The organism is Microthrixaceae bacterium (assembly GCA_023957975.1).
Taxonomy (GTDB): domain Bacteria; phylum Actinomycetota; class Acidimicrobiia; order Acidimicrobiales; family Microtrichaceae; genus JAMLGM01.
The window spans coordinates 1-22344 of record JAMLGM010000012.1 but is presented as its reverse complement, the minus strand read 5'-3'; the positions used below and the strand labels follow the sequence as shown (position 1 = coordinate 22344).

Sequence of the window (22344 nt, the reverse complement as noted above, 5' to 3'; positions counted from 1 at the left end):
TCAGGGCCAATGGGTGTTCAGGGCCGATGAGCCCAGGTGAGGTCAACCCGGCCGGCTCAGCCTCGGCAGTTCAGCCCAGTGCCGTCAGGGTGAGCGTGGCGGTTTGGCGGCCGCCGGCGGTGGAGGCGGGCACCATCAGGTCGAGATCCGCACCGATGGTGGCGGACCCCTTCGCATGACCCTTCTGCGCCGAGGCGAGGGAGGACACGTCGCGCAGGCCGTTTCCGGCGACGAACCCGGACGGGACAGTCCCGCCGGGGATGGCACCGGCTCCGGCGGTCACGATCTTCGGGGTCCATCCGAGGTACTTGCCCGAGAGGCCTCCGCTGAAGTCGCTGACCTGGCCGGTGAGCGACCACGCCGCCTGGCTGTTGCGAGTGTCGATGACGGTCACGTTGCCGAGCGAGCCGGAGAACCGATGGAAGTCGGCGCCACCCGCGACGGGGGCGAGCACGATGCTCGACTGTGCGGCGTCGATCGTCCAGCTGAAGACGTTGTCGGGAAGGCTGGGATCGGTTCCGCCGCCGTCACCGTCACCGTCGCCCGGGTTCTCGCCTCCGCCGTTGTCGACGTCGGGAATGTCGACCGTGAGGTCGATCCCGTTGCTGGAACCGGGCGCTGCAGTCGTGGTCGGCGCCGCGGTGGTGGGGGCAGCGGTGGTGGGGGCAGCGGTGGTGGGCGTCGCGGTGGTCGGACTCGCGGTGGTCGGACTCGCGGTCGTGGGAGCGGCGGTGGTCGGTGCCGCGGTGGTCGTCGACCCTGGGGCCTTCGTCGTCGACGGGGCGGGAGTCGAGGTCGTCGGAGCGGTGGTCGCGCCGAATCCCACCGTGAGCGGAGCCCCCGGCTTGCGGGCATCGGCGGCACTTCCGGTGGTGTACCAGTACGCCCCGAGCCCGAGGCGTTCCATCATCTTGATCATCGGCAGCGACCAGGAACCCCAGCCGGGAAAGACCCGGATCTGGGGAACCTCGCCGTCGTTGTACTCGACGCCGGCCCAGTGCGGGGTCGCCACAAACCCCGTGTTGTTCTTCGAGTTGGTGTCGAACGTCGCAACGGTCACATTGGCGACCGGGTTGATGAGTTCGCGGACATCGGGGTCGTCGATCGAGGAGGCGTATCCGGCCATGGAAGCGATCAGCTTGCCGTTTCCGGAGGCGTCGACTTCGACGCGGGGGTTGATGAACCAGAACGGCGTCAGGGTGCCGTAGTAGTTGACCGAGAAGGTGCCGGTGAACTGGATCGACGTCTCGCCGGTGACGGGATCGGCAGTCCAGACTCCCTTGGTGTAGCGCACCTTTTGACCGAGACGGCGAGCACCCGCCGCCGTGACGTTATTGCCGTCTTTGTCCTTGCAGCGCGTCGTGTAGTCCGAGATCGGGACGTACTCGTTCGCGGAGTTCAACTTGAGCACCGTGGCGTTACCGTCGGTCGCCTTGTAGGTGCCCGCATATCCGTCGGACACCCCCGCCGACATGAAGTTGCACTGTCCGTTGAACGAACCCGTGTTGGCTTCCTCGCTGACCGACCACTCGAACGTCGCGTCGGTGATGTTGAGGGGCGCCGCACCGGCGGTGTCGGTGAAGGCGATCAGCCCAGCGCCGAGTGCGACGGTGGTCAGCATGGCCAGGGCCCGGGCCGGGCGTCGAACCCGCATCGGCGTTGGCGTGCTGGCCAGTCGGGCCTTGGTCGTTGTTGGCTTCGTCATTCGTGTGCTCCTGGAGATGGCGGAGATCGGTGTCGGTGTCTGGAGTGTCTGGAGTGTCTGGCGGTTGAGTTCCGTTGCCGGGCGGATCAGCCGGCGTCGGGAGAAGGTTGGCGCTTCTTGCGTGCGAGGAATGCTCCTGTGGCACCAACCGCTGCAACGAGCGCCACGGCGACGCCGATGACGATGCCCGAGCCCCCGCCCGAGTCGTCGCCGCCGAAATCTTGAACCCGGGCCTTTGCCGCGGTGTTGGAACTGTCGAGGGCCTCGCGCTCCTCGGTTGCTTCGGCGACGCTGGCATCGGGTGCCTCCCCGAGGGTGCCGGCTTCGCCAACGGTCGCCGATTCCGTTGCGGGGTCGGACGCTGGGTCGCCGCCGCTCGCCGCGTCGGTGCCGGAATCGCCGCCCGAGGCACCACCGGAAACGCCGCCCGAGGCACTGCCCGAGCCGCTGTTGGAACCGCTGTTCGATGCCGCGCCCTTCGAGCCCGACCCGCCCGAGCCCGACCCGCCCGTGCCCGAAGCAGCCGAACCCGACCCGCCGACACCAGGGTTCGGATTCGCAGGCGGCACGACGACCTGGCCGCCGCCGGTGGTGAAGTTGATCGGCGTGAACTGTTCGTTTGGACGGCTCGTGATGCCGTGTCCGCCGATGGTCAACACGCCGCACTGCACCTTGAGGCAGTCGACGGTGAACTCCTCGTCGGTTCGGACGTTCTTGAAGTGGTACGACGATCCTCGAACGGTCAGCGTGGTCTGCCAGTTGCCAGAGCCGTCCATGTGAAAGGGGGTGGCGTCGCCGGATTCGCCGCCGGGGGAGAAGGCGACGAGTCGCACGGTTCCGGTGCCGTCGTCGCGGGTGTCGTCGCCGCCGCCCTCGCCCGGGTAGCTGAAGGTGTAGCCGAACAGGCCGTCGGTGCTGTTCGAGGACTTCCAGGACGGACCCCACTGGCCCCCGGGCTTGACCCAACCGAAGAACACGTAGATGCCGCCGAAGACCGGCTTGGTGCAGTCGCGCAGCGGCGCCTGGTAGCTCCGTCCGGTGACCGTGATCTCGGTGGTTCCGGTCGCGGGCAGCGTGGTCTTGTCGACGGTGAGCTGGGACGCCGCGGTGATGTTGCCGCACTGCTGGACCTGTGCCTTGACCCGTGATGTCGCGGCCGATGCCACAGGCGCATCAACGCCCAGTCCGACGGAGGCGACGGTGACGGACGCGGTGAGCGCGAACGCCGCGACGATTCGAGAGGTCGATCGGATCATGCGGCGATGTTAGGTACGCCATACATCGAATGGCAAGTCGCTCGTCGCAACCGTCGTGGCGTGGTGTTCGCGGTTGTTTGGGCCCGTCGCCGATCGTCGGTAGCCGCCGCTCCAGTCTGGCGTAGGCCGTGCTATCTCGATATGGTAGGTCAACCTCATATGCGGCAGGCCAGCGTGTGAGCGCTCGGCTGCCGACCAATCCGTGAAGGAGAAGCATCGCAATGAAGATCTTCAGTCGCCGACGTGCAGTGGCCGTGGCCGCCCTGGCCACCGCTGGCTTGGTCGGAGCCTGCACCCCACCGGAGTCGGGAACGCCGGATCCGAACGTCAAGTCGGTCAGCAACGCTGTCTTCGAATGGGAGATCAGTCGCGAGGCCAACAACGCGGCCTTCGCCCCCGGTCAGTTCAACTGGTGGAACGCCGGCACGGCCGCCGCCACCAACGACGCCACCTACAACAACGCCACCCACGGCAACGCGACCGTGCTGAAGAAGAATGCCTCGGGAACCTTCGTGCCGATCGGCTCGGAGTCTGCGGTGTCGTTCGCCAACCGCACCAAGAAGGGCAATGGCGCGGCGGTGACGACGGGCAACTCGAACTTCCTCGACCAGAAGGTTCGCTACACGGCCGGAACCGGCAAGGTCAACACCGCAACCGGCGTGGCGACGATCTCCTGGAGCGGCACCTTCACCATCAACTTCTACGGCAGCTATGTCCCGTTCCAGGTTGCCAACCCGAAGCTGACCGTCGATGCCTCCGGCAAGGGGACCCTGACCGCGACCCTCAGCGGCATCGCCAAGGACCAGAGCGATCCGGAAGCACCCGGAGTCACCCTGCCGAAGACCAACGTCACCCTTGCCGAGGTCCCGAACTTCTACAGCTCGGGCTCGATCGCGACCGGAGCTTCGGCCGCTCAGCCCAACTACCTGGGCAAGGTCGTGACGACCCACCCCGATGCCGCGCCGCAGAGCGCTTCGGGCACGGCGTACCACGGCTCGTGGCCGCAGAACTTCGTGAACTTCCAGAACGCGACGGGTCTCAGCTCGTACTGGTACTCGAGTGGCGGCGCCGCCGACGCACTCAAGGTGCAGCTTCCGTTCTCGGTGAACTACTCGATCGCCGGCTGAGCGCAGGGGTTGGCTGGCGACGAGCCGACCCGGTCGCTGAACGAATCAACAAACACGAGCGAGGCGCACTCACCGCTGAAGGTGAGTGCGCCTCGTTCGCGTTGTGGCGTTGGTGTTTTAGCGACCAGTCCAGGCGGGGTCAGTCCAGACGGTTCAATCCAGGCGGGGTCAGTCCAGACGGTTCAATCCAGGCGGGGTCAGTCCAGGCGGGGTCAGCCCATGCCGAGGCGACGGCCGGCGTGCACCAGCTCGGTCGTGTGGGAGACGACCTCCCCGAGCGGCACTTCGCTGGAGGTGCGGCCGTCTCGAACCGTGAACTCGACGTTGCCGGCGGCGAGCGCCTTCGGCCCGACCGTGATCCGGAACGGAATTCCGACGAGTTCGGAGTCTGCGAACTTCACCCCGGGGCGTTCGTCGCGGTCGTCGAGGATCACGTCGATGCCCAGGTTGCGCAGTTCGTTATAGATCGTCTCGGCGGAGCGAACCGACTCGGGGTCGTCGACCTTGACGATCGTGATGCACACCTCAAAGGGGGCCACGGTGACCGGAAGGACCATGCCCTTGTCGTCGTTGTGGGTTTCGATAGCGACCGCCAGCGCACGGCCGACCCCGATCCCGTAGCACCCCATGATGAGCGGCACGAGATCGCCGTTGGGGTCGAGAACCGTGGCGCCCATGGCGTCGGAGTACTTCGTGCCCAGCTTGAAGATGTGCCCGGTTTCCACGCACCGCTCGACCGTGAGTTTGGCGCCGCATTCGATGCACGGCTCGCCCTTGGTGACGGTGCGTAGATCGGCCCACTCGCTCACCGAGATGTCGCGGGCGAGGTCCACGCCGCGAAGGTGCCAACCGTCGTCGTTGGCGCCGGTGGTCATCCGGGTGCGGCCCTGCAACGCGAGGTCCGCGTAGATGCGCGGCCCGGTGACGCCGACCGCGCCGAGGGAGCCGGGTTTGGCCCCGAGCAGTGCGAGGATCTCGTCCTCGCCGGCGGGACGAATGTCGATCCCACCGGTGAGGTCGGCCAGCTTCTGTTCGTTCAGGTTGTGGTCGCCGCGCAGGATCACCACGACCGCCTCGCCGTCGATGACGTAGACGAGGGTCTTGATCTGGTGCACGGCCCCGGCCCCACCGGGGAACTTCGCGAGCTGTTCGATCGTGACGACGCCAGGGGTCTCGAAACGCTCGACCTCATCGGGGCCGTCCTTGGGTCCGATTTCCATCAGCGCCGAGGTGGCCCGTTCAACATTGGCGCGGTAATCACAGTTCGGGCAGATGATGACGTCGTCCTCGCCTGCAGCCGAGGGAACCATGAACTCGAGGCTCTGGCCCCCGCCCATGGCGCCGGAACTCGCCATGACGGGAAACGCCGGCAGGCCGAGGCGGTCGAAGATGCGCTGGTAGGCGCCACGGTGGGCCTCGAACGAGGCGTCGAGGCCGGCGGTGTCGAGGTCGAAGCTGTAGGCGTCCTTCATGAAGAACTCCCGAACCCGCAACAGTCCGGCCTTGGGCCGGGGCTCGTCGCGGAACTTCGTCTGCACCTGGTACCAGGACTGGGGGAGGTCCCGGTAGGAGGTGATCTCGCGGGCGAGGGTCGTGAAGACCTCCTCGTGGGTCATGCCGAGCGCCAATTCGTTGCCGCGTCGGTCCTCGAGGCGGAACATCTCGGCGCCCATGGTCTCCCAGCGCCCCGACTCCTGCCACAGTGCGGCGGGGTGCATCGCGGGCAGCGAGAACTCCTGGTCGCCGATGGCGTCCATCTCCTCCCGGATGATCGCCGCGACCTTGTTGTGGCTCCGCAGGCCCAGCGGCAGAAGGGAGTAGTGGCCGGCGTGGAGTTGCCGCACGAAACCGGCACGGATGAGCAGCTTGTGACTGATCGCCTCGGCGTCGCCCGGGGTTTCCTTCAGGGTTGGGATGAACAGCTTCGACCAGCGCATAGGGGGCGAGACTATCCGGCAGACACCCGTGGCCCGATCATGAATAACTATGCAGGGGAGTGCACATTTTCGACTAGCGTCGGTCGCCATGACGAACGCCGCGAACTCCCCGTTGATGAACACCTATGCGTCGCCGGCGGTCACCTTTACCCGCGGGGAGGGTTCGTGGCTCTTCGACGACGAGGGGCGGCGTTACCTCGACTTGTTGAGCGGCCTGGCGGTGACCTCGCTCGGCCATGCGCATCCTGAACTCGTCGCCGCGGTGAGTGAACAGGCCTCGAAGCTGTGGCACGTCTCGAACCTGTACGGCAACGAACACAACGAAGCGCTCGCCCGAGAACTCGACCGGCTGATCACCGGTGGCGGAGAGGTGGGAGATCCTGTCGGCAACGATCCTGTCGGCAACGGTCCCGTCGGCAACGGTCCCGTCGGCAAGGATCCCGTCGGCAAGGTGTTCTTCACGAACTCCGGAGCCGAGGCGAATGAGTGCGCGATCAAGCTCGCCCGGAGGTGGGCGGGATACGGACGACACGTCGTGGTCAGTGCCTTCGGATCGTTCCACGGTCGCACGCTCGCCACCCTCCACGCGACCGGTCAGCCGCAAAAGCACGAGGCCTTCCAGCCGCTTCCCGAGGGGTTTCGCCACGCGGCGTTCGACGACCTCGACGACCTCGAGCGTCAGATCGATGACACGACCGCCGCCGTGCTGCTGGAGGTCGTGCAGGGTGAAGGCGGCGTGAACCCGGTGTCGGAGGCGTACCTGCGGGGGGTCGCCGAGCTGTGCGCCGAACGCAACCTGTTGCTGATGCTCGACGAGGTGCAGACGGGCCTCGGACGCTGCGGTGAGTGGTTCGCGCATCACCGCTACGGGGTGAAGCCCGATGTGGTGACCGTGGCCAAGGCACTCGGCAACGGCATGCCGATCGGGGCGTGCTGGGCCCGCTCGGAGGTGGCCGATGCGTTCGTGCCCGGCGATCACGGCACGACCTATGGAGGACAGCCGCTCGTGGCTGCGACGGCCCGCAAGGTGCTTGAGATCATGCGGCGAGACGACGTGGTGAGCCGTGCCCGCGAACAGGGCGCGGCGATCATCGCGGGCCTCGAAGGGCGCCCGGGGGTCGCCGCCGTGCGCGGACTGGGTCTGCTCATCGCCGTCGAACTCGACCAGGACGGTGCCAGGGCGCTGGGCGCCCCGGCGGTCGCGTCGAAGTTGTTGGAGCGTGGGGTGATCGTCAACGCGGTCACCCCGACCGCGCTGCGGTTGGCGCCGAGCCTGCTCATCACCGACGACGAGGTGCGCCTCGCAGTGGCGTCGATCGTCGGGGTGCTCGGCGAGATGCTTGAATCGTGACCATGGTTCGAGCGGCCACATGTAACGCACCACGTTCGACATCGGTGGTGATGCCAGCGTTCAACGAGGAGGCGACGATCGAGGAGATCGTCGGCCGGGTGCTGGCGTCGCCGTGGACCGCCGAGCTGATCATCGTCGACGACGGTTCCCGCGACGCAACGGTGGCGATCGCGACGAAGCTCGCCGAGGCCGACGATCGGGTGCGGGTCGTGTGCCAGCCCGTCAACCGGGGCAAGGGCGCAGCGTTGGCCCGCGGGTTCGCCGAGGCAACCGCCGAATTCGTCGTCGTGCAGGACGCCGACCTCGAATATGACCCCGCCGAGTACGACGACCTTCTGGCGCCGCTGGCGGAGGGGCGCGCGGATGTCGTATTCGGGTCGAGGTTCCTGGCCGGTCGGCCGCACCGGGTGTTGTATTTCTGGCACAGCGTCGGCAACCGGTTCCTGACCCTGATGTCGAACATGTTCACCGACCTGAACCTCACCGACATGGAGACCTGCTACAAGGCCTTTCGTCGAGAGGTGATCGCCGGCATCCGGATCGAGGAGAATCGCTTCGGGTTCGAGCCGGAGATCACCGCCAAGGTGGCGGCGGGCGGTTGGAGGATCTACGAGGTCGGCATTTCCTACGACGGCCGGACCTACGCTGATGGCAAGAAGATCGGTTGGAAGGACGGTTGTCGGGCGCTGTGGTGCATCGTGAAGTACTCGCCGATCGGAACCAAGGTGCGTCGCCTGGTGGCGAAGCTGACGGGCAGGGGTCGGTAGGGCGCGGGTCGCCTGGGCGCGATTCGGTAGCGCGCGGGTCGTTTGGGCGCGGGTCGTTTGGGCGGGGACTGTTTCTGATCGCGCTGCTGGCGGCGGTCCTGCGGGTCGCGTACGTCGTAGCGGTCATGGACGATCCACTCGGCGGCGACGCAAGCCGCTACTCCGCCTACGGCGAGACGATCGCCCAGGGTCGAGGCTTTGCCGACCCGTTCTCGGATCTGCCGGCTGCGGAGCACCCACCGGGGGCGGGAGTTGCGGCGGCATTGGCGCCGCTGTTGGTGCCCGACTCGGCGATGTTCGGTCAGCATCCGGCGTTCGTGTTCGGCCAGCGTTTGACGATGGCGGCGTTCGGCGTCGGGGCGGTCGTCGTGTTGGGTTTCGTCGGACGCCGATATGGCGGCGAACGGCTCGGGCTGGTCGTCGCAGGGGTCGCAGCGGTGAACCCGTTGTTGTGGATCAACGACGCGCTGGTGATGAGTGAATCGCTCACGGTGTTCGTCGTGGCGTTGGTGCTGCTGGCGGCACTTCGGGCATGGGACAGGGGAGCGCTGGACGGGGGAGCGCTGGACGGGGGAGCGCGGGACGGGGGTGCGTTGGCCGGGGGTGCGTTGGCCGGGGGTGTGTTGGCCGGGGGTGCGATGGCGGGGGGCGTGCGGGTTGATCGGGAGCTGGTCGATTGGGCGCTCGTCGGTGCTGCGTGTGCGTTGGCATCGCTCGTGCGGGCGGAGCTGATCCTGTTGTGCGTCGTGTTGATCGTGCCGATGGCGTGGTGGCGGAGCCGGGACCTCGGCCGGCGACCGTTGCTTCGTCGGTTGGTGCGAGCGGGACGGTTGGTCGGCGTAGCGGCGTTGGCGGCGGTGCCCATCGTCGCGGTGTGGGTCGTGCCGAACCTGGTCCGTTTCGAGGAGCCCACGTTGTTTTCCACCAACGATGGATTGACCTGGTTGGGGGCGAACTGTCCGGACACGTACCCCGGTGGTTCGGCTCTGGGCATGTGGTCGCTCGAGTGCGTTCGCTTCGTCGATGGGGACGGCAATGGGCGTGACGACTGGACCGATCTCAGCGAGTGGCGCTTCGGCGACCCTCGCCAGGAGCCCTCAGAGCAGTCCGTGGCCTATCGCCGAGCCGCGTTTGAGTTCATCGGGGACCACATCGGCGACGTGCCCAAGGTGGTCGCGGCCCGGATCGGTCGGTCGCTCGGTGTGTATGAGCCTGCGATGATGTTCGAACGTGAGACCTTCGAGGGGCGCCGTGCTGTGCTGAGTTGGATCGGGTGGGCGTGGTTCTGGATCACACTCGTTCCCTCACTGCTGGGCTTGCGGGCGCTGGCTCGGGCCGGTCGGCGGGTCTGGCCACTCGTTTCTGAGGCGATCGTCGTCGCTGTGACCACCGTGGCGATCTATGGGGTGACCAGGTTCCGGCTGCCGTGGGATGTCGCCGCGACCGTGGCTGTCGGGGCGTGGCTCTGTTCGGTCGTGGACGCGCGCCAGCGGCCGCGCGCCCACGCTGGGGTCGTCGGAGGCGGTGCTTGTTGATTCGTTGACGTGGCGCGTGCAGCGGGTCTGTGCAGCTGGGTCTGTACCGCTGGGTCTGTGCAGCGGGGTGGTTGCCGTGTGCTCGGCGGTCGACTTGGGGAGGGACCCATTGGGCCGCCGGGATTCTGGACGGGCGGCCCGGGTCACCGCCGGTTCATTGGCGTATCGGTGGTTGGGGTGGTTTGGTCGGGGTGAGTGAGAGTTGCCCGGCTGTGGGGCGCCCGGCCCTCGTCGCTCCGCCGGTTCGTCCGGTCCTGCCCGAGCCTCGGCCTGTGCTTGACCTGCGGGCATCGTGGGGTCGGTAGATGCGGGTGTCGGGGGTGGCGGCCATGCGGTCGTAGCGGTGCCGGATGGTGGCGATCGCGTCGGCGAGATCGATGGTTCCGCCGCGGACTTTCACCTTCGGTCGGGCCGGGGGTTCAGGCTGGGTGTCCAACTCGGTGGGGATGGGGCCTTGGCGTTGTACCCCGTGTTGTTGTCCCCAGATCGTGATGCCACAGGGGTGGGTGTAGAGGGTCCATCCGTCGGTGGTGATGTGCATGGCCCAGCCGACGCGGTGCACCAGGCCGTGGTGGTGTCGGCACAGACAGGCCAGGTTGTTGACCGCGGTGGCGCCGCCGTTGCGGTGGTGGCGGACGTGGTGGGCTTCGGTGTGGTGGGCGGGTGCTTCGCAGCCGGGGAAACAACAACCCCCGTCACGCGCTGCGAGTGCGGCGCGTTGAGCGTCGGTCGCTAACCGTACGGAGTGGCCGACATCGAGCGGTTGGCCGAGCGAGTCCAACAGCACAGCGCGTAGTTCTGGGTCACACATCATGCGTTCGATCACGTCCGCGGTGAGTGGATCACCCGTAGGCGAATACGCGCGTGGTTGGCCGTGTTCGTCGGCCTGCAGAATCACTGACACTTCTGCGGTTCCTGGCCGGTAGTTACCCGACAGGGTGAACTGGGTGCCGAACCGGCACAGGTCCATCAACGCTTTCGCGCGTAGTTGGGATTCTGAGGTTGTCGGTGACCGGTCGAATTGTTCGGCGTCGTTGCGGACCTGTTTGCGGTGACGTGCGGTGGCGTCGTTGATGGCTTGGCGTACGACCTCGGCGTAGTCGCCGAAGAATTCTCCGACGATCTCTACGCCGATGACACCGTCGGGGCCGTGGATGTCGCGTAGGTCGAGCCAGGATTCTTCTGCGGGTGGGGCGGGTTCGGTGCCGTCGGTGTCGACGAGTCGTGCCAACGCGGCGATGACCTTTTCCCATTTCGCGAACGTCAAATGCTCGGCCAAATCCAACATGGGTCCGGCGTTGTCGGACCAGGTGGGTTCGATACGCGGGTTCGACCACCGGCCGATCACGACCAGATGATCAAACCCCACGACCCCGGACCGCAGGCGGTCCAACACCTCGGGCCGATACCGGCGCCGCACCGCCCGAGCCACCGAAACCCGACGCGCCGCGGTCACCCCCGAACAACGAGCCGTCTTCGACACCCACGCTTTGGTGGACAGACCCTCGACGACGTCGGTCATCCCAACCGCATCCAACTCCCCGAGCGCGTCGATCATGTGCAGATCCAAACGCCGTTGCAGCTCGAACAGGACCGCAACATCGTCGATCCCGGAACCCAGGTTATTCAGTTCGCTGTCGAAGCCCTCGAACATGCGTTTGACTCTAAACGCAACCCCTGACAACGAAGCCCAAGACGCCGCAAATCGTTGAGAATTTTCGAAAACTCCCGAAAATCGCTGGAAATCAAAGCCAGGCACCCCAGCCAGAGCGGCCAACATGTCCGACGGTTGGGGGCCTCGTGGGTACTCGTCGATCCGGTCGGCAATCTCGAGGGCTGGACGGGCACGCAGTGTGTGCGTCTAACCTCTGAGCGTGATGTTCGCGACGTTCGTGGCGCTTGCCTTGGTGGTGACGACCGGCGTCGGTATCGCCGGATGGCGGGCGCGTCGACTCATGGCCGATCCTGTCGAGCTGTCTCACCGTGTCGCTCGTCTGCTCGAACTCCAGGTGCGCCGCAGGGTCGGAAGGCAGTGGTGGGCTGTCTCCCCGATCGTCGACGCCAGCGGGCGGGTCGTTCGACTGCTCGCCGTCGGGGGTGTGCGTGTCGGGTGTGCGCTGCCGAGTCGACGGCGGCCTCAACGTGTCAACCAGGCGCTGTGGCTGGCGGCGGTGGTCGCTGCGGTGGTTCCTGCCCGCCGCCGCTGAGTTCGCCGCCGCTGAGTTCGCCGCCGCTGAGTTCGCCGCCGCTGAGTTCGCCCGTCGCAGCCGCCCGCAGCAGCACCGCCCGCAGCACCCGCCCGAAGCCAGTTCCCGCAGCAGCACCCGTCGCCGTCCTGCGCCGTCCCTTCCGGAGTCAGCATCAGTGGCCGCATGCAAGAATCGCATCGTGAACCTCGGATCGCTTGAGCCGGTCACTCGAATGCGCAGATGGGTCAGGACCCGTGGTCGTGACGCCGACGCGCATGCGGCGTTGGCCAGCCGCCACCTGCCACTGCCGCCGGGCCTGACCATTCAGTGGCTGGGAACCGCGGGGTACCGCCTCGACTACGAGGGTCAGACGCTGCTGATCGACCCGTACCTGAGTCGCGTGTCGATGCGCGACGTCGCGACGAGGGCGCCGGCGCGGCCGAATCCGGCGCGGCTCGACGAGTTCCTGGGGGACGTCACGGCCGTTGCGGGGGTGCTCGTCGGTCACACGCACTTCGATCATGCGGTGGATGCCCCGGAGATCGCCCGACGCTTCGGATGCTCGGCGTACGGATCGGAATCGCTGCGCCGGTTGATGACCCTGCACGGGCTTGGCGACCGGGCGAAGGTTGTCACGCCGCATCAGCGCTATGACCTTGGGCCGTTCGTGGTGAGCTTCACTCCATCGAGGCACTCGAAGCTCATCGCCGGCCTGGCGGTTCCTTCCGACGGTGAACTCACCTGCGAGCACCTCGATGGGCTTTCGAGCTCCGCCTACCGGTGCGGTCAGGTGTGGGGCATTCGCATCGAGGTCGCGGGCATCACGATCTACCACCAGGGAAGTGCCGACGTGGTCGAGGAGGAACTCACCGACGGCCCCGTCGATGTGCTCCTCGCCGGCATCGCCGGTCGGTATGCGAGCCCGGGGTACTTCGAGACGATCATCAGGCGACTGTCGCCGGGAATCATCGTGCCCGGTCACTACGACAACTTCTTCGAGCCGCTCGGCACGCCGATCGAGTTCTCACTCAACGTGAATCTGGAGGCGTTCGTCGAGGAGATCGAGCGGATCAGTCGCAACGTCGAGTTGGTGGGCCTACCCGTCATCAGCAGCACCGACGGCACTGGCAGCATGTTCATGCATAAGCGTGCATGAACATGCAAAAGGTGGCTAGATTGTGCGAATGGTCCGCCACTTCCTCGAGATCGACGATCTCAGCGCCGACGAACTCGCCCAAGTCCTCGACCTCGCCGAGGTCGAACACCCCGAACTCAGCCTGACGCGGCGCGGCGTCGCGTTGTTGTTTGAGAAACCCTCCGCCCGCACACGTCATTCGATGGAGGTCGCCACGATCGAGCTCGGCGGCCATCCGGTCTACGTGCGCGCCGATGAGGTCGGCCTCGACGAGCGGGAGTCGGTCGAGGACATCATCAAGGTGTTCGCCGGCTACCACGCCGCCATCGCCGCCCGGGTCTTCGAACACGACAAGTTGGTGCGCGCCTCGGCGGTGTCCTCGGTGCCAATCGTCAACCTGTTGTCCGACCAGTCTCACCCGATCCAGACCCTCGCCGACCTGTTGACGCTTCGCCAGGAGTTCGGTTCCCTCGACGGGCTCGTCGTCAGCTACATCGGCGACGCCAACAATGTCGCCAAGTCGTTGGCGCTCGGCGTCGCCATGAGCGGTGGGACCTTCCGCATCGCCCACCCGGCCGACTACGGGTTTGCCGACGAGGTGCTCGACGAGTTCGCCGCCAAGGGGGTCTCGATCGAGGCCACGACCGATGCGCGCGAAGCCGCCGAGGGGGCCGATGCGCTCTACACCGACGCCTGGTATTCGATGGGCCAGGAGGCCGAGGCCGGTCATCGACGGCCGATCTTCGCCCCGTATCAGGTGGACGAGGCGCTGATGGGCGTCGCAAAACCGACGGCGGTCTTCCTGCACTGCCTCCCGGCTCACCGAAACGACGAGGCAACCGACGCGGTGCTAGACGGTCCACAGTCCCGGATCTTTCCGCAGGCCCACAACCGATTGCATTCGGCTCGGGGGCTGCTCAGCTTCCTGAGCGCCGGGACCTGATAGCCGGCGACCGAACCCCAGGTAGACCCACCGGCAGAACTTCAGGCAGACCCACAGACAGATCCACAGGCAGATCCGCAGATGGCCAAACTCACCAAGCTCACCAAGACCGCCCGACAACACCGCATCGTCAAGCTGCTCGAGGACAATCTCGTCACCAATCAGGCGCAGGTCGTCGAACTCCTTGAGGCCGACGGCTACGAGGTCAACCAGGCTACGGTCAGCCGCGACCTCGAGGAACTCGCCGCGGTGAAAGTTCGGCTCCCCGGCGGTGACACCGCATACGCCATTCCCGAGTTGCCCTACGAGCGCGTCACCACCGACGACCACCTCAAACGTGTGCTCGGCGACTGGGTGGCCGAACTCGATCGATCCGGCGACCTCGTCGTGTTGCGAACCCCGCCGGGTTGTGCGCACGTTGTTGCCTCCGCGCTCGATCGTTCGGCGCTCGCTGACATCCTGGGCACCGTCGCCGGCGACGACACCATCTTGGTGATCGCCACCGAGTCGTCCGGCCCGGAGGTCGAGGCGGAGATCGCCCGTCTCGCCGGACTCGCCTGAGCCCCCAGCCCGCCGGACACCAGCCCGACCAAATCCACCCCCGACATCGAAAGAGAACACCACCCATGGCCAAGAAAGTCGTGCTCGCCTATAGCGGAGGTCTCGACACCTCCGTCGCAGTGCGTTGGATGATCGAGAACCTCGGCTGCGAGGTCATCTGCGTGTCGGCCAACATCGGCCAGGAAGGCACGCTCGACGGCAATCGCGAAAAGGCCCTCGGTGCCGGAGCGATCGAGTACATCGAACTCGACCTGCGCGAGGAATTCGCCCGCGACTACCTCGCTCCCATCATCAAGGCCAACGCGCTCTACGAAGGCAAGTACCCGTTGGTCAGCGCGCTCAGCCGACCGCTCATCGTCAAGCACCAGGTCGAGATCGCCCGGCGTTTCGGAGCCGATGGTGTCGCCCACGGATGCACCGGAAAGGGCAACGACCAGGTGCGTTTCGAGGTGTCGACCATGGCGTTGGCCCCCGACCTCGAACTCGTCGCCCCCGTGCGCAACTGGGGATTCACCCGCGAAGACTCCATCGCGTATGCGGCCGAGCACAACATCCCGATCCGGGCCACCAAGGAAAAGATGTACTCCATCGACGACAACCTGTGGGGTCGAGCGATCGAGTGCGGCGAGATGGAAGACCCGTGGGCCAAGCCGCCGGAGGGCGTCTGGGAGATGACCCGGCTCACCGCGACCGAGAACCGCGAGATCACCATCGCGTTCGAACGTGGCGTTCCGGTGTCGGTCGACGGCACGGCGATGCCGCTGTTCGAGATCGTCGAGCACCTGAACTCCGTCGTCGGCTCCTATGGCTGGGGTCGGCTCGACATGGTCGAGAACCGTCGCGTGGGCATCAAGTCCCGCGAGACCTATGAGGCCCCCGGCGCGCTCGCCATCATGTTGGCCCACGCCGACCTCGAGTCGATCACCGTCGAGCGCGATCTCGGCCGCGAGAAGATGCGCCTGGAGCACCGCTACGCCGAGTTGGTCTACGACGGCCTGTGGTTCAGCCCGCTCAAGCAGGCCCTCGACGCGTTCATCGAGGAGTCGCAGCGCTTCGTGACCGGAGAGGTGCGCCTCGCGCTCGAACCCAACAACTGCTACGTGGTCGGGCGCCGCGCCCCCAAGTCGCTCTACGACTACGGGCTGGCCACCTACGACGCGGCGGACCGGTTCCGTCACTCCGATTCGGAGGGATTCGTGCAGCTGTGGGGTCTCGGCATCAAGACCTGGGCCGGCATTCAGGGCGCCGGCACGACCGACTGAGCCCGATTCGGCCCAACTCAGCCCGATTCAGCCCCCTTCGGCCCGTTCTCCAATAACCAGTGGTCGTGATCACGACCACTGGTTATCGGGAAACGGTATTTCGATGGGGTCGTTCTCGACCGCGGCGGTGACCCGCGTGGTGTCGGGCACCCGTTCACGAACCTCGGCCGCCAGAACCGACTCGTCGGGGTAGCGCGACGAGAAGTGGTTGATGACCACGTGGCCGACGTTCGCCTCGGTCGCAACCCTGGCCACGTCGAGGCTGCAGCTGTGCATCCACTGCCCGCAGTAGGGGTGATCCGACGCGGCGTAGGTGCATTCGTGCACCAGCAGGTCGGCGTCGAGTGCGAGTTCGACCGAGGTCTTCGCATACATCGTGTCGCCCAGGATCGTGACGACCCGTCCGGGGCGCGCCTCGCCGATGATCTGGGCCGCGTCGAGCCCTTCGAACCCGTCGAGGCGCTCACCTCGCTGGAGTCGGCCGATGTCGGGACCGGACAGCCCGAGTGCGGTGGCCGCAGCGGCGTCGACATGGCCGCGGCGTTCCGGCTCGGCGAAGCGGTAGCCGAAACTGGGGACCCGGTGGCGAAGCGGCAGGGCCGTGACCTCGAGACCGGAAATCGTGCCGAGCGAGGCCGCCGATTCCAACTCGAGCACCTCGACGTCGAAGGTGAGATTGAGGATCGGCAGATTCAACATGGCGTCCAACCAACTGCGAACGCCGACCGGAGCGACAAGGGTCAGGGGAGCGGTTCGTCCCTCCATCCCCATCGTGCCCAACAAGCTGGGCAACCCCAACACGTGGTCGCCGTGAAGATGGGTGAGCAGCACCGCGTCGATGCGGTGGATCTTCAGCGGGCTGCGCATGATCTGTTGTTGGGTCCCGTCCCCGCAATCGACCAGCACCCACCGTCGGCCGAGGTCGAGGCCCAACCCGCTCACGTTGCGTCGCGCGGTCGGGCGACCCGAGGAAGTGCCGAAGGGGACGATCCGCATCCGGCCAGCCTACGCGGGCGACCCGCCGGCCGTTCGCCGGCCGTTCGCAGACAGGGCGCTAGCGTGGCGACGATGTCTGAACAGCACCGCGACGCCGAACCGACGACCGACGACCTCGCCGAACGAGCGGGCGAGCCGAACCAGCACAGCGCTGCAGCGCCGTTATGGCATGGCCGATTCGCCGAGGGTCCCGCCGAGGAACTGTGGGAGTACACGCTGTCGTTGCCGTTCGATCAGCGCCTCGCCCCCTACGACATTCGCGGTTGCGTTGCCCACGTGGCCGGACTCGAGGCCGCAGGTGTGCTGAGTGCCACCGAGGCGGCTTCGGTCGTCGAGGCGCTGGCGGTCACCGAGGCCGAACTGGCGAACGCGACGTTCGAGTTCGTCGCCACCGACGAGGACATCCACACCGCCATCGAGCGTCGCGTCACCGAACTTGCCGGCGACGCCGGTGCCCGCCTGCACACCGGGCGGAGCCGCAACGACCAGGTCGCGACGGCCTTTCGACTGTTCTGCAAGGACGCCGTCGCCACCGTCGCCGCGAAGGTGATCGAGGTGGAGCGGGTGCTGTTGGCGAGGGCCGACGAGGCGGGCGACGCCTACCTGCCCGGCTACACGCACCTGCAACAGGCCCAGCCCGTGCTGTTGCGCCACCACCTGCTGGCGCACTTCTGGGCGTTCAGCCGGGATCTCGACCGGCTGGTCGATGCCCACCGGCGCCTCGATGTCTCGCCGCTCGGCGCGGGTGCACTCGCCGGGTCGAGCCTCCCGCTCGACCCGGCCGCCAACGCCGATCGCCTGGGCTTTTCCGGCGTGTTTGCGAACAGCCTGGACGCGGTGAGCGACCGCGACTTCGTCGCCGAGATCCTGTTCGACTTCGCACTCATCGGCATCCACCTGAGCCGCATCGGCGAGGAGATCGTCATCTGGTCGACCGAGGAGTTCGGCTTCGTCAAGCTCTCCGACGCCTACTCGACCGGTTCATCGATGTTGCCGCAGAAGAAGAATCCCGACATCGCCGAACTCGCACGCGGCAAAGCCGGCCGGGTCATCGGGAACCTCACCGGGCTGTTGGCGACGCTCAAGGCGTTGCCGCTCGCCTACAACCGCGACCTGCAGGAGGACAAGGAGCCGCTGTTCGACAGCTTCGACCAGGTCCGTCGCGGGCTCGGCGCGTTTGCCGGAATGCTCGCGACCATCACCTTCCGCACCGACAACATGCGCGCCTCGGCCGACAGCCCATTTGCGGCGGCGACTGATCTCGCCGAGTACCTGGTGCGCGGCGGCATGCCGTTTCGCGAGAGCCATGCGGTCGTCGGGGCGATCGTTCGGCGGGCGATCGACGACGGCCTGGACCTGCGCGAGCTCGTTCTCGCGGAACCGACCCTCGGACCCGACGCCGTGCACCTGTTGGACCCCGGCGTATCGGTGACGCAGCGCACGACCGCCGGAGGCGCGGGCCCGAAGCCGGTGGCCGAGCAGCTCGCCGCGGCGACGCTTCGGTTCGAAGCCGACACCGCGGCGGCCGCGGCGCTGACCTGCTGACCCGCTGAGCAGGCTGACCCGCTGTACCTACTGAAGACGATGGGGACCGATCACACCACCCTCGTCGACGGGGCCACGCTGACTCCGTCACCTGATGTCGCCGTCGCTGCGGCCTTGGTCGATGCGGTTCCTGCCGGCGACGAGGCGCTCGAACGCGACCGCCTGCTGATCGCGCACCTCATCGAGGGCCGACCCGACGCAGCGACGCGAACGACTCGTCCCGGCCACCTCACCGGATCCGCGTTCGTCGTCGACTCAGACGCCAGCCATGCGCTGTTGTTGTTTCACGCGAAGTTGCAGCGGTGGCTGCAACCCGGCGGACACGCCGACGGCGACATGAACCTCGCCCGCGTCGCGTGGCGCGAGGCCACCGAGGAGTCCGGCATCGACGGACTCCTGATCGACCTCGACCCGATCGACCTCGACATCCACCGGGTCGCACCACCGACCGAGGACCCGCATCTGCACCTCGACGTGCGCTTTGTCGTCGTCGCCCCGCCGGGAGCGCAACCGGTCGGCAACCACGAGAGCGAGCAGCTGCGTTGGGTCCGCCGAAGCGACCTCGGTGACTACGGCCTCGACCCGGGGCTGTTACGCCTGGCGGCCTCGGCGTTCGAACGGGTCGCTACACGTCACCCGGGGTGACACACGAGGCCATCTGGTTCTGCTTCGCGAACTCGTTGAGCGACACTGAGATCTGCTTGTCGGCCTTCGGGGTTTCGAAAAACTCCTCCTTGGCGCCGTCGGGGCCGTCGAGGCGCTCCGCGTAGTCGAGACGGTCGGCGAGGTGGATGCCGTAGTCGTCGAGCCACATGTTGATCCACTTCGCGTCGGCGTCGTCGGGAACGATCTCCCGGAGATCCGCGATCATCGTCTCGAGCACCCCCGTCGTCTGGCGAATCACCGCAGCGCGCTCGGTGGGTGTCTTGGATTCGTGTGCTTTCGGGAAGGTCTTGATTTCCGCGACCGCTGCGGCGCAGATCGGTTCGGCCGCCTCCGGGAACTCGCGGTTCTCGAGCCAGTTCACCGGCTTCGGGTCCGTCGCCCACCCCCAGATCACCGCTCCGGCCCACAGGCAGGTCGAGGCGACGACGACGAGGATCAGTACCAGGTTCAGCAGACGCCGGGTTCGGGTCGGTGGCCGGTTCTGGTGGTCGGCGTAGGGCCCCGCGTTCGGTCGAGTCGGGGTGGTCATGTCACGTTCCTCCGAAGGGGGGAGTTGGCGGTTGCAGGCCGCGGCGGGGCCATCAGGGCTGCACGTGCAGGGTCAGCTTGCCATCGATCGAGACCGTGCCGACAGCCGGGGTGACCGACCACACGATCCCCGGCAGCGGCGCCAGCCCATCGCCCATGACCACATCGGCGGGGGCGGCGACCACCTCGTGGCTCACGATGAACCCGGCCGACCGCAACTGGGCGGCGGCGTCGTTCAGTGGCAGCCCGACGATGTTGGGAACCGGTCGAGTCGGTGCCGGCGACCCGGCGGTGGCCTCGACGGTGATCGTCGCACCCTTGGAGACCTGCGATCCCGACGCGGGCGCCTGGTTGAGCACCATGCCGGGCCCGGTGTTCGGTGGGGTGTCGACGTTGATCCGCCGCAGCGTGAGCCCGGCCGACCTGGCGCGGGAGGTCGCCTGGTCGATGTTGAGCCCGTTGAGCGCTGGCATGGTGACGGTCTCGGTGGTGCCCTCGAACTCGAAAATCTCCGTGTTCGTCGGGGCGATCGTGGTCGTGGTGGTCGCGGAGGAGCGGATGGTGAAGTCGAAGTCGGTCGGGGGTACCTCGGCGAGAGCGTCCTTCATGAACCGTTGCCACACCGGCGCTGCGGCGGTCGCTCCGGTGGAGCCGACCTTGCGGGTGGTCGACTGCGAATACCCGGTCCACACGGCGGTGACGAGTTGCGGCGTGTAGCCGACGAACCACGCGTCGGTCTCGTCCTGGGTCGTGCCGGTCTTTCCTGCGGCCGGACGGTCGATGCCGCGGCCTTTGGCGGTGCCCCGTTCGAGGACGGCCTGTAACTGGCGGGTGATCTCGTCGGCATCGGCGGCCTCGAGCACCTTGTCCTGAGTGCGTTGATGTTGAAACAGCACCGTTCCGTTGGAGTCGACCACCTTGGTCACCATCGTCGCGGGAACGTGCAGCCCCCGGTTTGCGAACACGGTGTAGGCCTCCGCCATGTCGAGCACGGTCGTGTCGTTGGCGCCGAGTGCCATCGACAGCACGGGCCGGAACCCGCGCGCCGGGGTGTTCTCGGTCGCCGGCACATAGGTGGTGTCGATCCCCATCGAGGCGGCCATGGCCGTGGTGCGTTCGACCCCGACGCGACTGTCGGCGATCAGGTTCGCGAAGCACGTATTGGCGGAGTGCACCATGCACTCGGTCAGCGAGGCCGCCCCGCCGAGGCCGTGGCCCCGGACCTTCCACGGGGGATGGCCGGCCACCCTGATCGTCGCAGAGCCGGGTGCCGAGAAGGTGGCGTTCTGGGGGACGCCGTTGGCGAAGGCCGTGGCGGTCACGATCGGTTTGAACGTCGATCCGGCCTGGCGTCCCTTGCCGACCGCCAGGTTGTATTGGGCGTAGGGGTGAACCTCGGCGTTGGTGTCGAAGTAGTCGTAGCCTCCAACCATCGCCCGCACGTACCCCGTCGAGGGATCGATGGCCACCAACCCCACGTCGGGGTCCTTGCGGCGGTCGCGAAAACCGCGGTTCTGGTTCGGGTACACCGCGGTCACGTCGGCTTCGGCGAGTCGCTGCAGGTTGAGGTCGAGGGTGGTGTGGATGGACAACCCGCCGGTCGTCAACAGTGCGTTGCGTTCCTCGGGGGTCTCGCCGAAGCGGGGATCGTTGAGGATGAACTTCTTCACTTCGTCGACGAAGTGCGCGGCCTCGTATCGTCCCCCGGCCGCGGCGGTGCTCGCATCGACGAGGTTGACCGGCGAGTTGATCGACCACTCGTACTCGTCGTCGGTGATGTAGCCGAGCTGGCGCATCTTTGCCAGCACCGTGTTGCGGCGGGTGACGGCACCGTCGAGGTTGATGTACGGGTTGAACCGCGTCGGGCTCTGCAGCAGTCCGGCGAGCAGGGCGGCCTCGGCGGCGGTCACCTCGGAGACCGGCTTGCCGAAGTAGCCCTTGGAGGCTTCCTGAATCCCGTAGCTGCGGTTCCCGAAGAAACTCGTGTTCAGGTACTGCTCGAGGATGAATTCCTTGGTGTGGGTGCGTTCGAGCTGCAATGCGAGGTTCGCCTCCTCGACCTTGCGCCGCAGGGTCTGTTCGGGCGACAGGAACGTGTTCTTGACGTACTGCTGGGTGATCGTCGAGCCGCCCTGGGTGGCCTCGCCGGCGCCGCTGGTGCGGGTCAGGGCTCGAAACAGGCCTCGGGGGTCGATGCCGTTGTGCTCCCAGAAACGTTCGTCCTCGATCGCGATCACGGCGTTCTGGGCGATCTGGGGTATCTCGTCGAGCGCAAGCGTCTCGCGGCGCTCCTCCTGGGCGACCTCGACGATGAGGGTGCCGTCGGCGGCGTAGATCTTGGTCCGCACGCCATTTGCCGGCGGATTGATCGTGGGGAGCGGTCGAGGGTTGAACCCGCATGCCGAGGCCAACAGGCACAGTGCAAGGCACGCAGCGACGACGGAAGGCAACGAATGCCGCGACGCTCGGTGCGACTGGCACCCGATACGCGCCGGTACACTACGAAGGTGGGGGAACATCGCCGCCCATTCTTGCGGGCTTCGCGCCCAAAACGGTGGCATCCACGGCCATCCGAGGGCCCAAACCTGAAAAGGTTCGGGAAATTCTGTCGGTCGAGTTGGCGATCGTTCCCTGATCGTGGCTAGAGTGATCAACGCAATCGGGTGCCCGGCTCAGCGAGTCAGACACCAGTCGCCTTCCCCGAAGCCCAGCAGGATCGACGCCACCGGCACCGGTCACTGCAACAGGGAGCAGGAGAACCCTCCTGGCGGTGAAGTTGACACGATTCATACGGAGGCCTACAGTCTTCGCCTGCTGTCTCGAGTCCTTGCGGCTCAAGTA

Annotated in this window: 19 protein-coding genes; 11 read left to right on the top strand and 8 right to left on the bottom strand. The window is 66.9% G+C overall.

Features of this window, described 5'->3' with window-relative positions:
- Nucleotides 1-70 precede the first annotated feature (70 nt).
- Together M9952_14990 and M9952_14985 are read right to left on the bottom strand one after the other, a co-directional pair.
- Complete coding sequence (locus M9952_14990; protein ID MCO5314228.1) at nt 71-1705, bottom strand: hypothetical protein; 1635 nt, start codon at nt 1703-1705, stop codon at nt 71-73.
- 86 nt (nt 1706-1791) lie between these two features.
- Nucleotides 1792-2961, bottom strand: a complete 1170-nt coding sequence (locus M9952_14985) for a hypothetical protein (GenBank protein ID MCO5314227.1) — start codon at nt 2959-2961, stop codon at nt 1792-1794.
- Between the two features lie 221 nt (nt 2962-3182).
- Between M9952_14985 and M9952_14980 the strand changes: the two genes are divergently transcribed.
- The gene (locus M9952_14980) at nt 3183-4088 is read left to right on the top strand and encodes a hypothetical protein (GenBank protein ID MCO5314226.1); all 906 of its coding nucleotides are present in this window, start codon (nt 3183-3185) and stop codon (nt 4086-4088) included.
- 212 nt (nt 4089-4300) lie between these two features.
- Here the strand turns inward: M9952_14980 and M9952_14975 are convergent, their stop codons facing one another.
- Nucleotides 4301-6025, bottom strand: a complete 1725-nt coding sequence (locus tag M9952_14975) for a proline--tRNA ligase (GenBank protein MCO5314225.1) — start codon at nt 6023-6025, stop codon at nt 4301-4303.
- Between the two features lie 88 nt (nt 6026-6113).
- On the opposite strand from M9952_14975, the gene M9952_14970 reads away from it, so the two are divergent.
- Entirely contained in the window at nt 6114-7376 is a 1263-nt protein-coding gene (locus M9952_14970; GenBank protein MCO5314224.1) for an acetylornithine/succinylornithine family transaminase, read from the top strand.
- Between the two features lie 2 nt (nt 7377-7378).
- The gene (locus M9952_14965) at nt 7379-8143 is read left to right on the top strand and encodes a glycosyltransferase family 2 protein (protein MCO5314223.1); all 765 of its coding nucleotides are present in this window, start codon (nt 7379-7381) and stop codon (nt 8141-8143) included.
- Between the two features lie 301 nt (nt 8144-8444).
- On the opposite strand, the gene M9952_14960 is transcribed toward M9952_14965, so the two are convergent.
- Nucleotides 8445-8633: a hypothetical protein gene (locus tag M9952_14960; protein ID MCO5314222.1), complete on the bottom strand. Its 189-nt coding sequence runs from the start codon at nt 8631-8633 to the stop codon at nt 8445-8447.
- A gap of 214 nt (nt 8634-8847) precedes the next feature.
- On the opposite strand from M9952_14960, the gene M9952_14955 reads away from it, so the two are divergent.
- A complete protein-coding gene (locus M9952_14955; protein MCO5314221.1) occupies nt 8848-9678 on the top strand; it encodes a hypothetical protein in 831 nt (276 codons plus the stop codon).
- 154 nt (nt 9679-9832) lie between these two features.
- On the opposite strand, the gene M9952_14950 is transcribed toward M9952_14955, so the two are convergent.
- Nucleotides 9833-11332 (bottom strand): HNH endonuclease, encoded by a 1500-nt coding sequence (locus tag M9952_14950; protein MCO5314220.1) that lies wholly within the window; start codon nt 11330-11332, stop codon nt 9833-9835.
- 220 nt (nt 11333-11552) lie between these two features.
- On the opposite strand from M9952_14950, the gene M9952_14945 reads away from it, so the two are divergent.
- The 5 genes from M9952_14945 (at nt 11553) to M9952_14925 (ending at nt 15768) form a co-directional block, all read left to right on the top strand.
- Nucleotides 11553-11885: a hypothetical protein gene (locus M9952_14945; GenBank protein ID MCO5314219.1), complete on the top strand. Its 333-nt coding sequence runs from the start codon at nt 11553-11555 to the stop codon at nt 11883-11885.
- 181 nt (nt 11886-12066) lie between these two features.
- Nucleotides 12067-13023: an MBL fold metallo-hydrolase gene (locus M9952_14940; protein MCO5314218.1), complete on the top strand. Its 957-nt coding sequence runs from the start codon at nt 12067-12069 to the stop codon at nt 13021-13023.
- A 28-nt stretch (nt 13024-13051) separates the two neighbouring features.
- Nucleotides 13052-13945 carry an ornithine carbamoyltransferase gene (gene argF, locus M9952_14935; GenBank protein MCO5314217.1) on the top strand — a complete coding sequence of 298 codons (894 nt, stop codon included), beginning with the start codon at nt 13052-13054 and terminating at the stop codon, nt 13943-13945.
- Between the two features lie 81 nt (nt 13946-14026).
- Nucleotides 14027-14506: an arginine repressor gene (gene argR / locus M9952_14930; protein ID MCO5314216.1), complete on the top strand. Its 480-nt coding sequence runs from the start codon at nt 14027-14029 to the stop codon at nt 14504-14506.
- Nucleotides 14507-14571: 65 nt separating this feature from the next.
- Complete coding sequence (locus tag M9952_14925) at nt 14572-15768, top strand: argininosuccinate synthase (protein MCO5314215.1); 1197 nt, start codon at nt 14572-14574, stop codon at nt 15766-15768.
- Between the two features lie 69 nt (nt 15769-15837).
- On the opposite strand, the gene M9952_14920 is transcribed toward M9952_14925, so the two are convergent.
- On the bottom strand, nt 15838-16764 hold the full coding sequence (locus M9952_14920; protein ID MCO5314214.1) for an MBL fold metallo-hydrolase: 927 nt from the start codon (nt 16762-16764) through the stop codon (nt 15838-15840).
- A gap of 72 nt (nt 16765-16836) precedes the next feature.
- Here M9952_14920 and argH point away from each other — a divergent pair, with 72 nt between their 5' ends.
- Together argH and M9952_14910 are read left to right on the top strand one after the other, a co-directional pair.
- Nucleotides 16837-18309, top strand: coding sequence for an argininosuccinate lyase (gene argH, locus M9952_14915; GenBank protein ID MCO5314213.1), 1473 nt, complete (start codon nt 16837-16839; stop codon nt 18307-18309).
- A 39-nt stretch (nt 18310-18348) separates the two neighbouring features.
- A complete protein-coding gene (locus M9952_14910) occupies nt 18349-18954 on the top strand; it encodes an NUDIX hydrolase (GenBank protein MCO5314212.1) in 606 nt (201 codons plus the stop codon).
- Here the strand turns inward: M9952_14910 and M9952_14905 are convergent.
- Together M9952_14905 and M9952_14900 are read right to left on the bottom strand one after the other, a co-directional pair.
- Nucleotides 18935-19504: a hypothetical protein gene (locus M9952_14905; protein MCO5314211.1), complete on the bottom strand. Its 570-nt coding sequence runs from the start codon at nt 19502-19504 to the stop codon at nt 18935-18937. The two genes, M9952_14910 and M9952_14905, sit on opposite strands and share 20 nt — an antisense overlap.
- A 52-nt stretch (nt 19505-19556) precedes the next feature.
- Entirely contained in the window at nt 19557-21953 is a 2397-nt protein-coding gene (locus M9952_14900) for a transglycosylase domain-containing protein (GenBank protein ID MCO5314210.1), read from the bottom strand.
- Between the last annotated feature and the right edge of the window lie 391 nt (nt 21954-22344).

What these genes read in the sequence shown, in the direction of transcription:
- M9952_14980 (MCO5314226.1), top strand. Translation starts at nt 3,183, where the DNA reads ATGAAGATCTTCAGTCGCCGACGTGCAGTGGCCGTGGCCGCCCTGGCC.
- argR (MCO5314216.1), top strand. Translation starts at nt 14,027, where the DNA reads ATGGCCAAACTCACCAAGCTCACCAAGACCGCCCGACAACACCGCATC.
- argF (MCO5314217.1), top strand. Translation starts at nt 13,052, where the DNA reads ATGGTCCGCCACTTCCTCGAGATCGACGATCTCAGCGCCGACGAACTC.
- M9952_14910 (MCO5314212.1), top strand. Translation starts at nt 18,349, where the DNA reads ATGGGGACCGATCACACCACCCTCGTCGACGGGGCCACGCTGACTCCG.
- M9952_14985 (MCO5314227.1), bottom strand. Translation starts at nt 2,961, where the DNA reads ATGATCCGATCGACCTCTCGAATCGTCGCGGCGTTCGCGCTCACCGCG.
- M9952_14990 (MCO5314228.1), bottom strand. Translation starts at nt 1,705, where the DNA reads ATGACGAAGCCAACAACGACCAAGGCCCGACTGGCCAGCACGCCAACG.
- argH (MCO5314213.1), top strand. Translation starts at nt 16,837, where the DNA reads ATGTCTGAACAGCACCGCGACGCCGAACCGACGACCGACGACCTCGCC.
- M9952_14975 (MCO5314225.1), bottom strand. Translation starts at nt 6,025, where the DNA reads ATGCGCTGGTCGAAGCTGTTCATCCCAACCCTGAAGGAAACCCCGGGC.
- M9952_14950 (MCO5314220.1), bottom strand. Translation starts at nt 11,332, where the DNA reads ATGTTCGAGGGCTTCGACAGCGAACTGAATAACCTGGGTTCCGGGATC.
- M9952_14970 (MCO5314224.1), top strand. Translation starts at nt 6,114, where the DNA reads ATGACGAACGCCGCGAACTCCCCGTTGATGAACACCTATGCGTCGCCG.
- M9952_14965 (MCO5314223.1), top strand. Translation starts at nt 7,379, where the DNA reads ATGGTTCGAGCGGCCACATGTAACGCACCACGTTCGACATCGGTGGTG.
- M9952_14905 (MCO5314211.1), bottom strand. Translation starts at nt 19,504, where the DNA reads ATGACCACCCCGACTCGACCGAACGCGGGGCCCTACGCCGACCACCAG.
- M9952_14925 (MCO5314215.1), top strand. Translation starts at nt 14,572, where the DNA reads ATGGCCAAGAAAGTCGTGCTCGCCTATAGCGGAGGTCTCGACACCTCC.
- M9952_14920 (MCO5314214.1), bottom strand. Translation starts at nt 16,764, where the DNA reads ATGCGGATCGTCCCCTTCGGCACTTCCTCGGGTCGCCCGACCGCGCGA.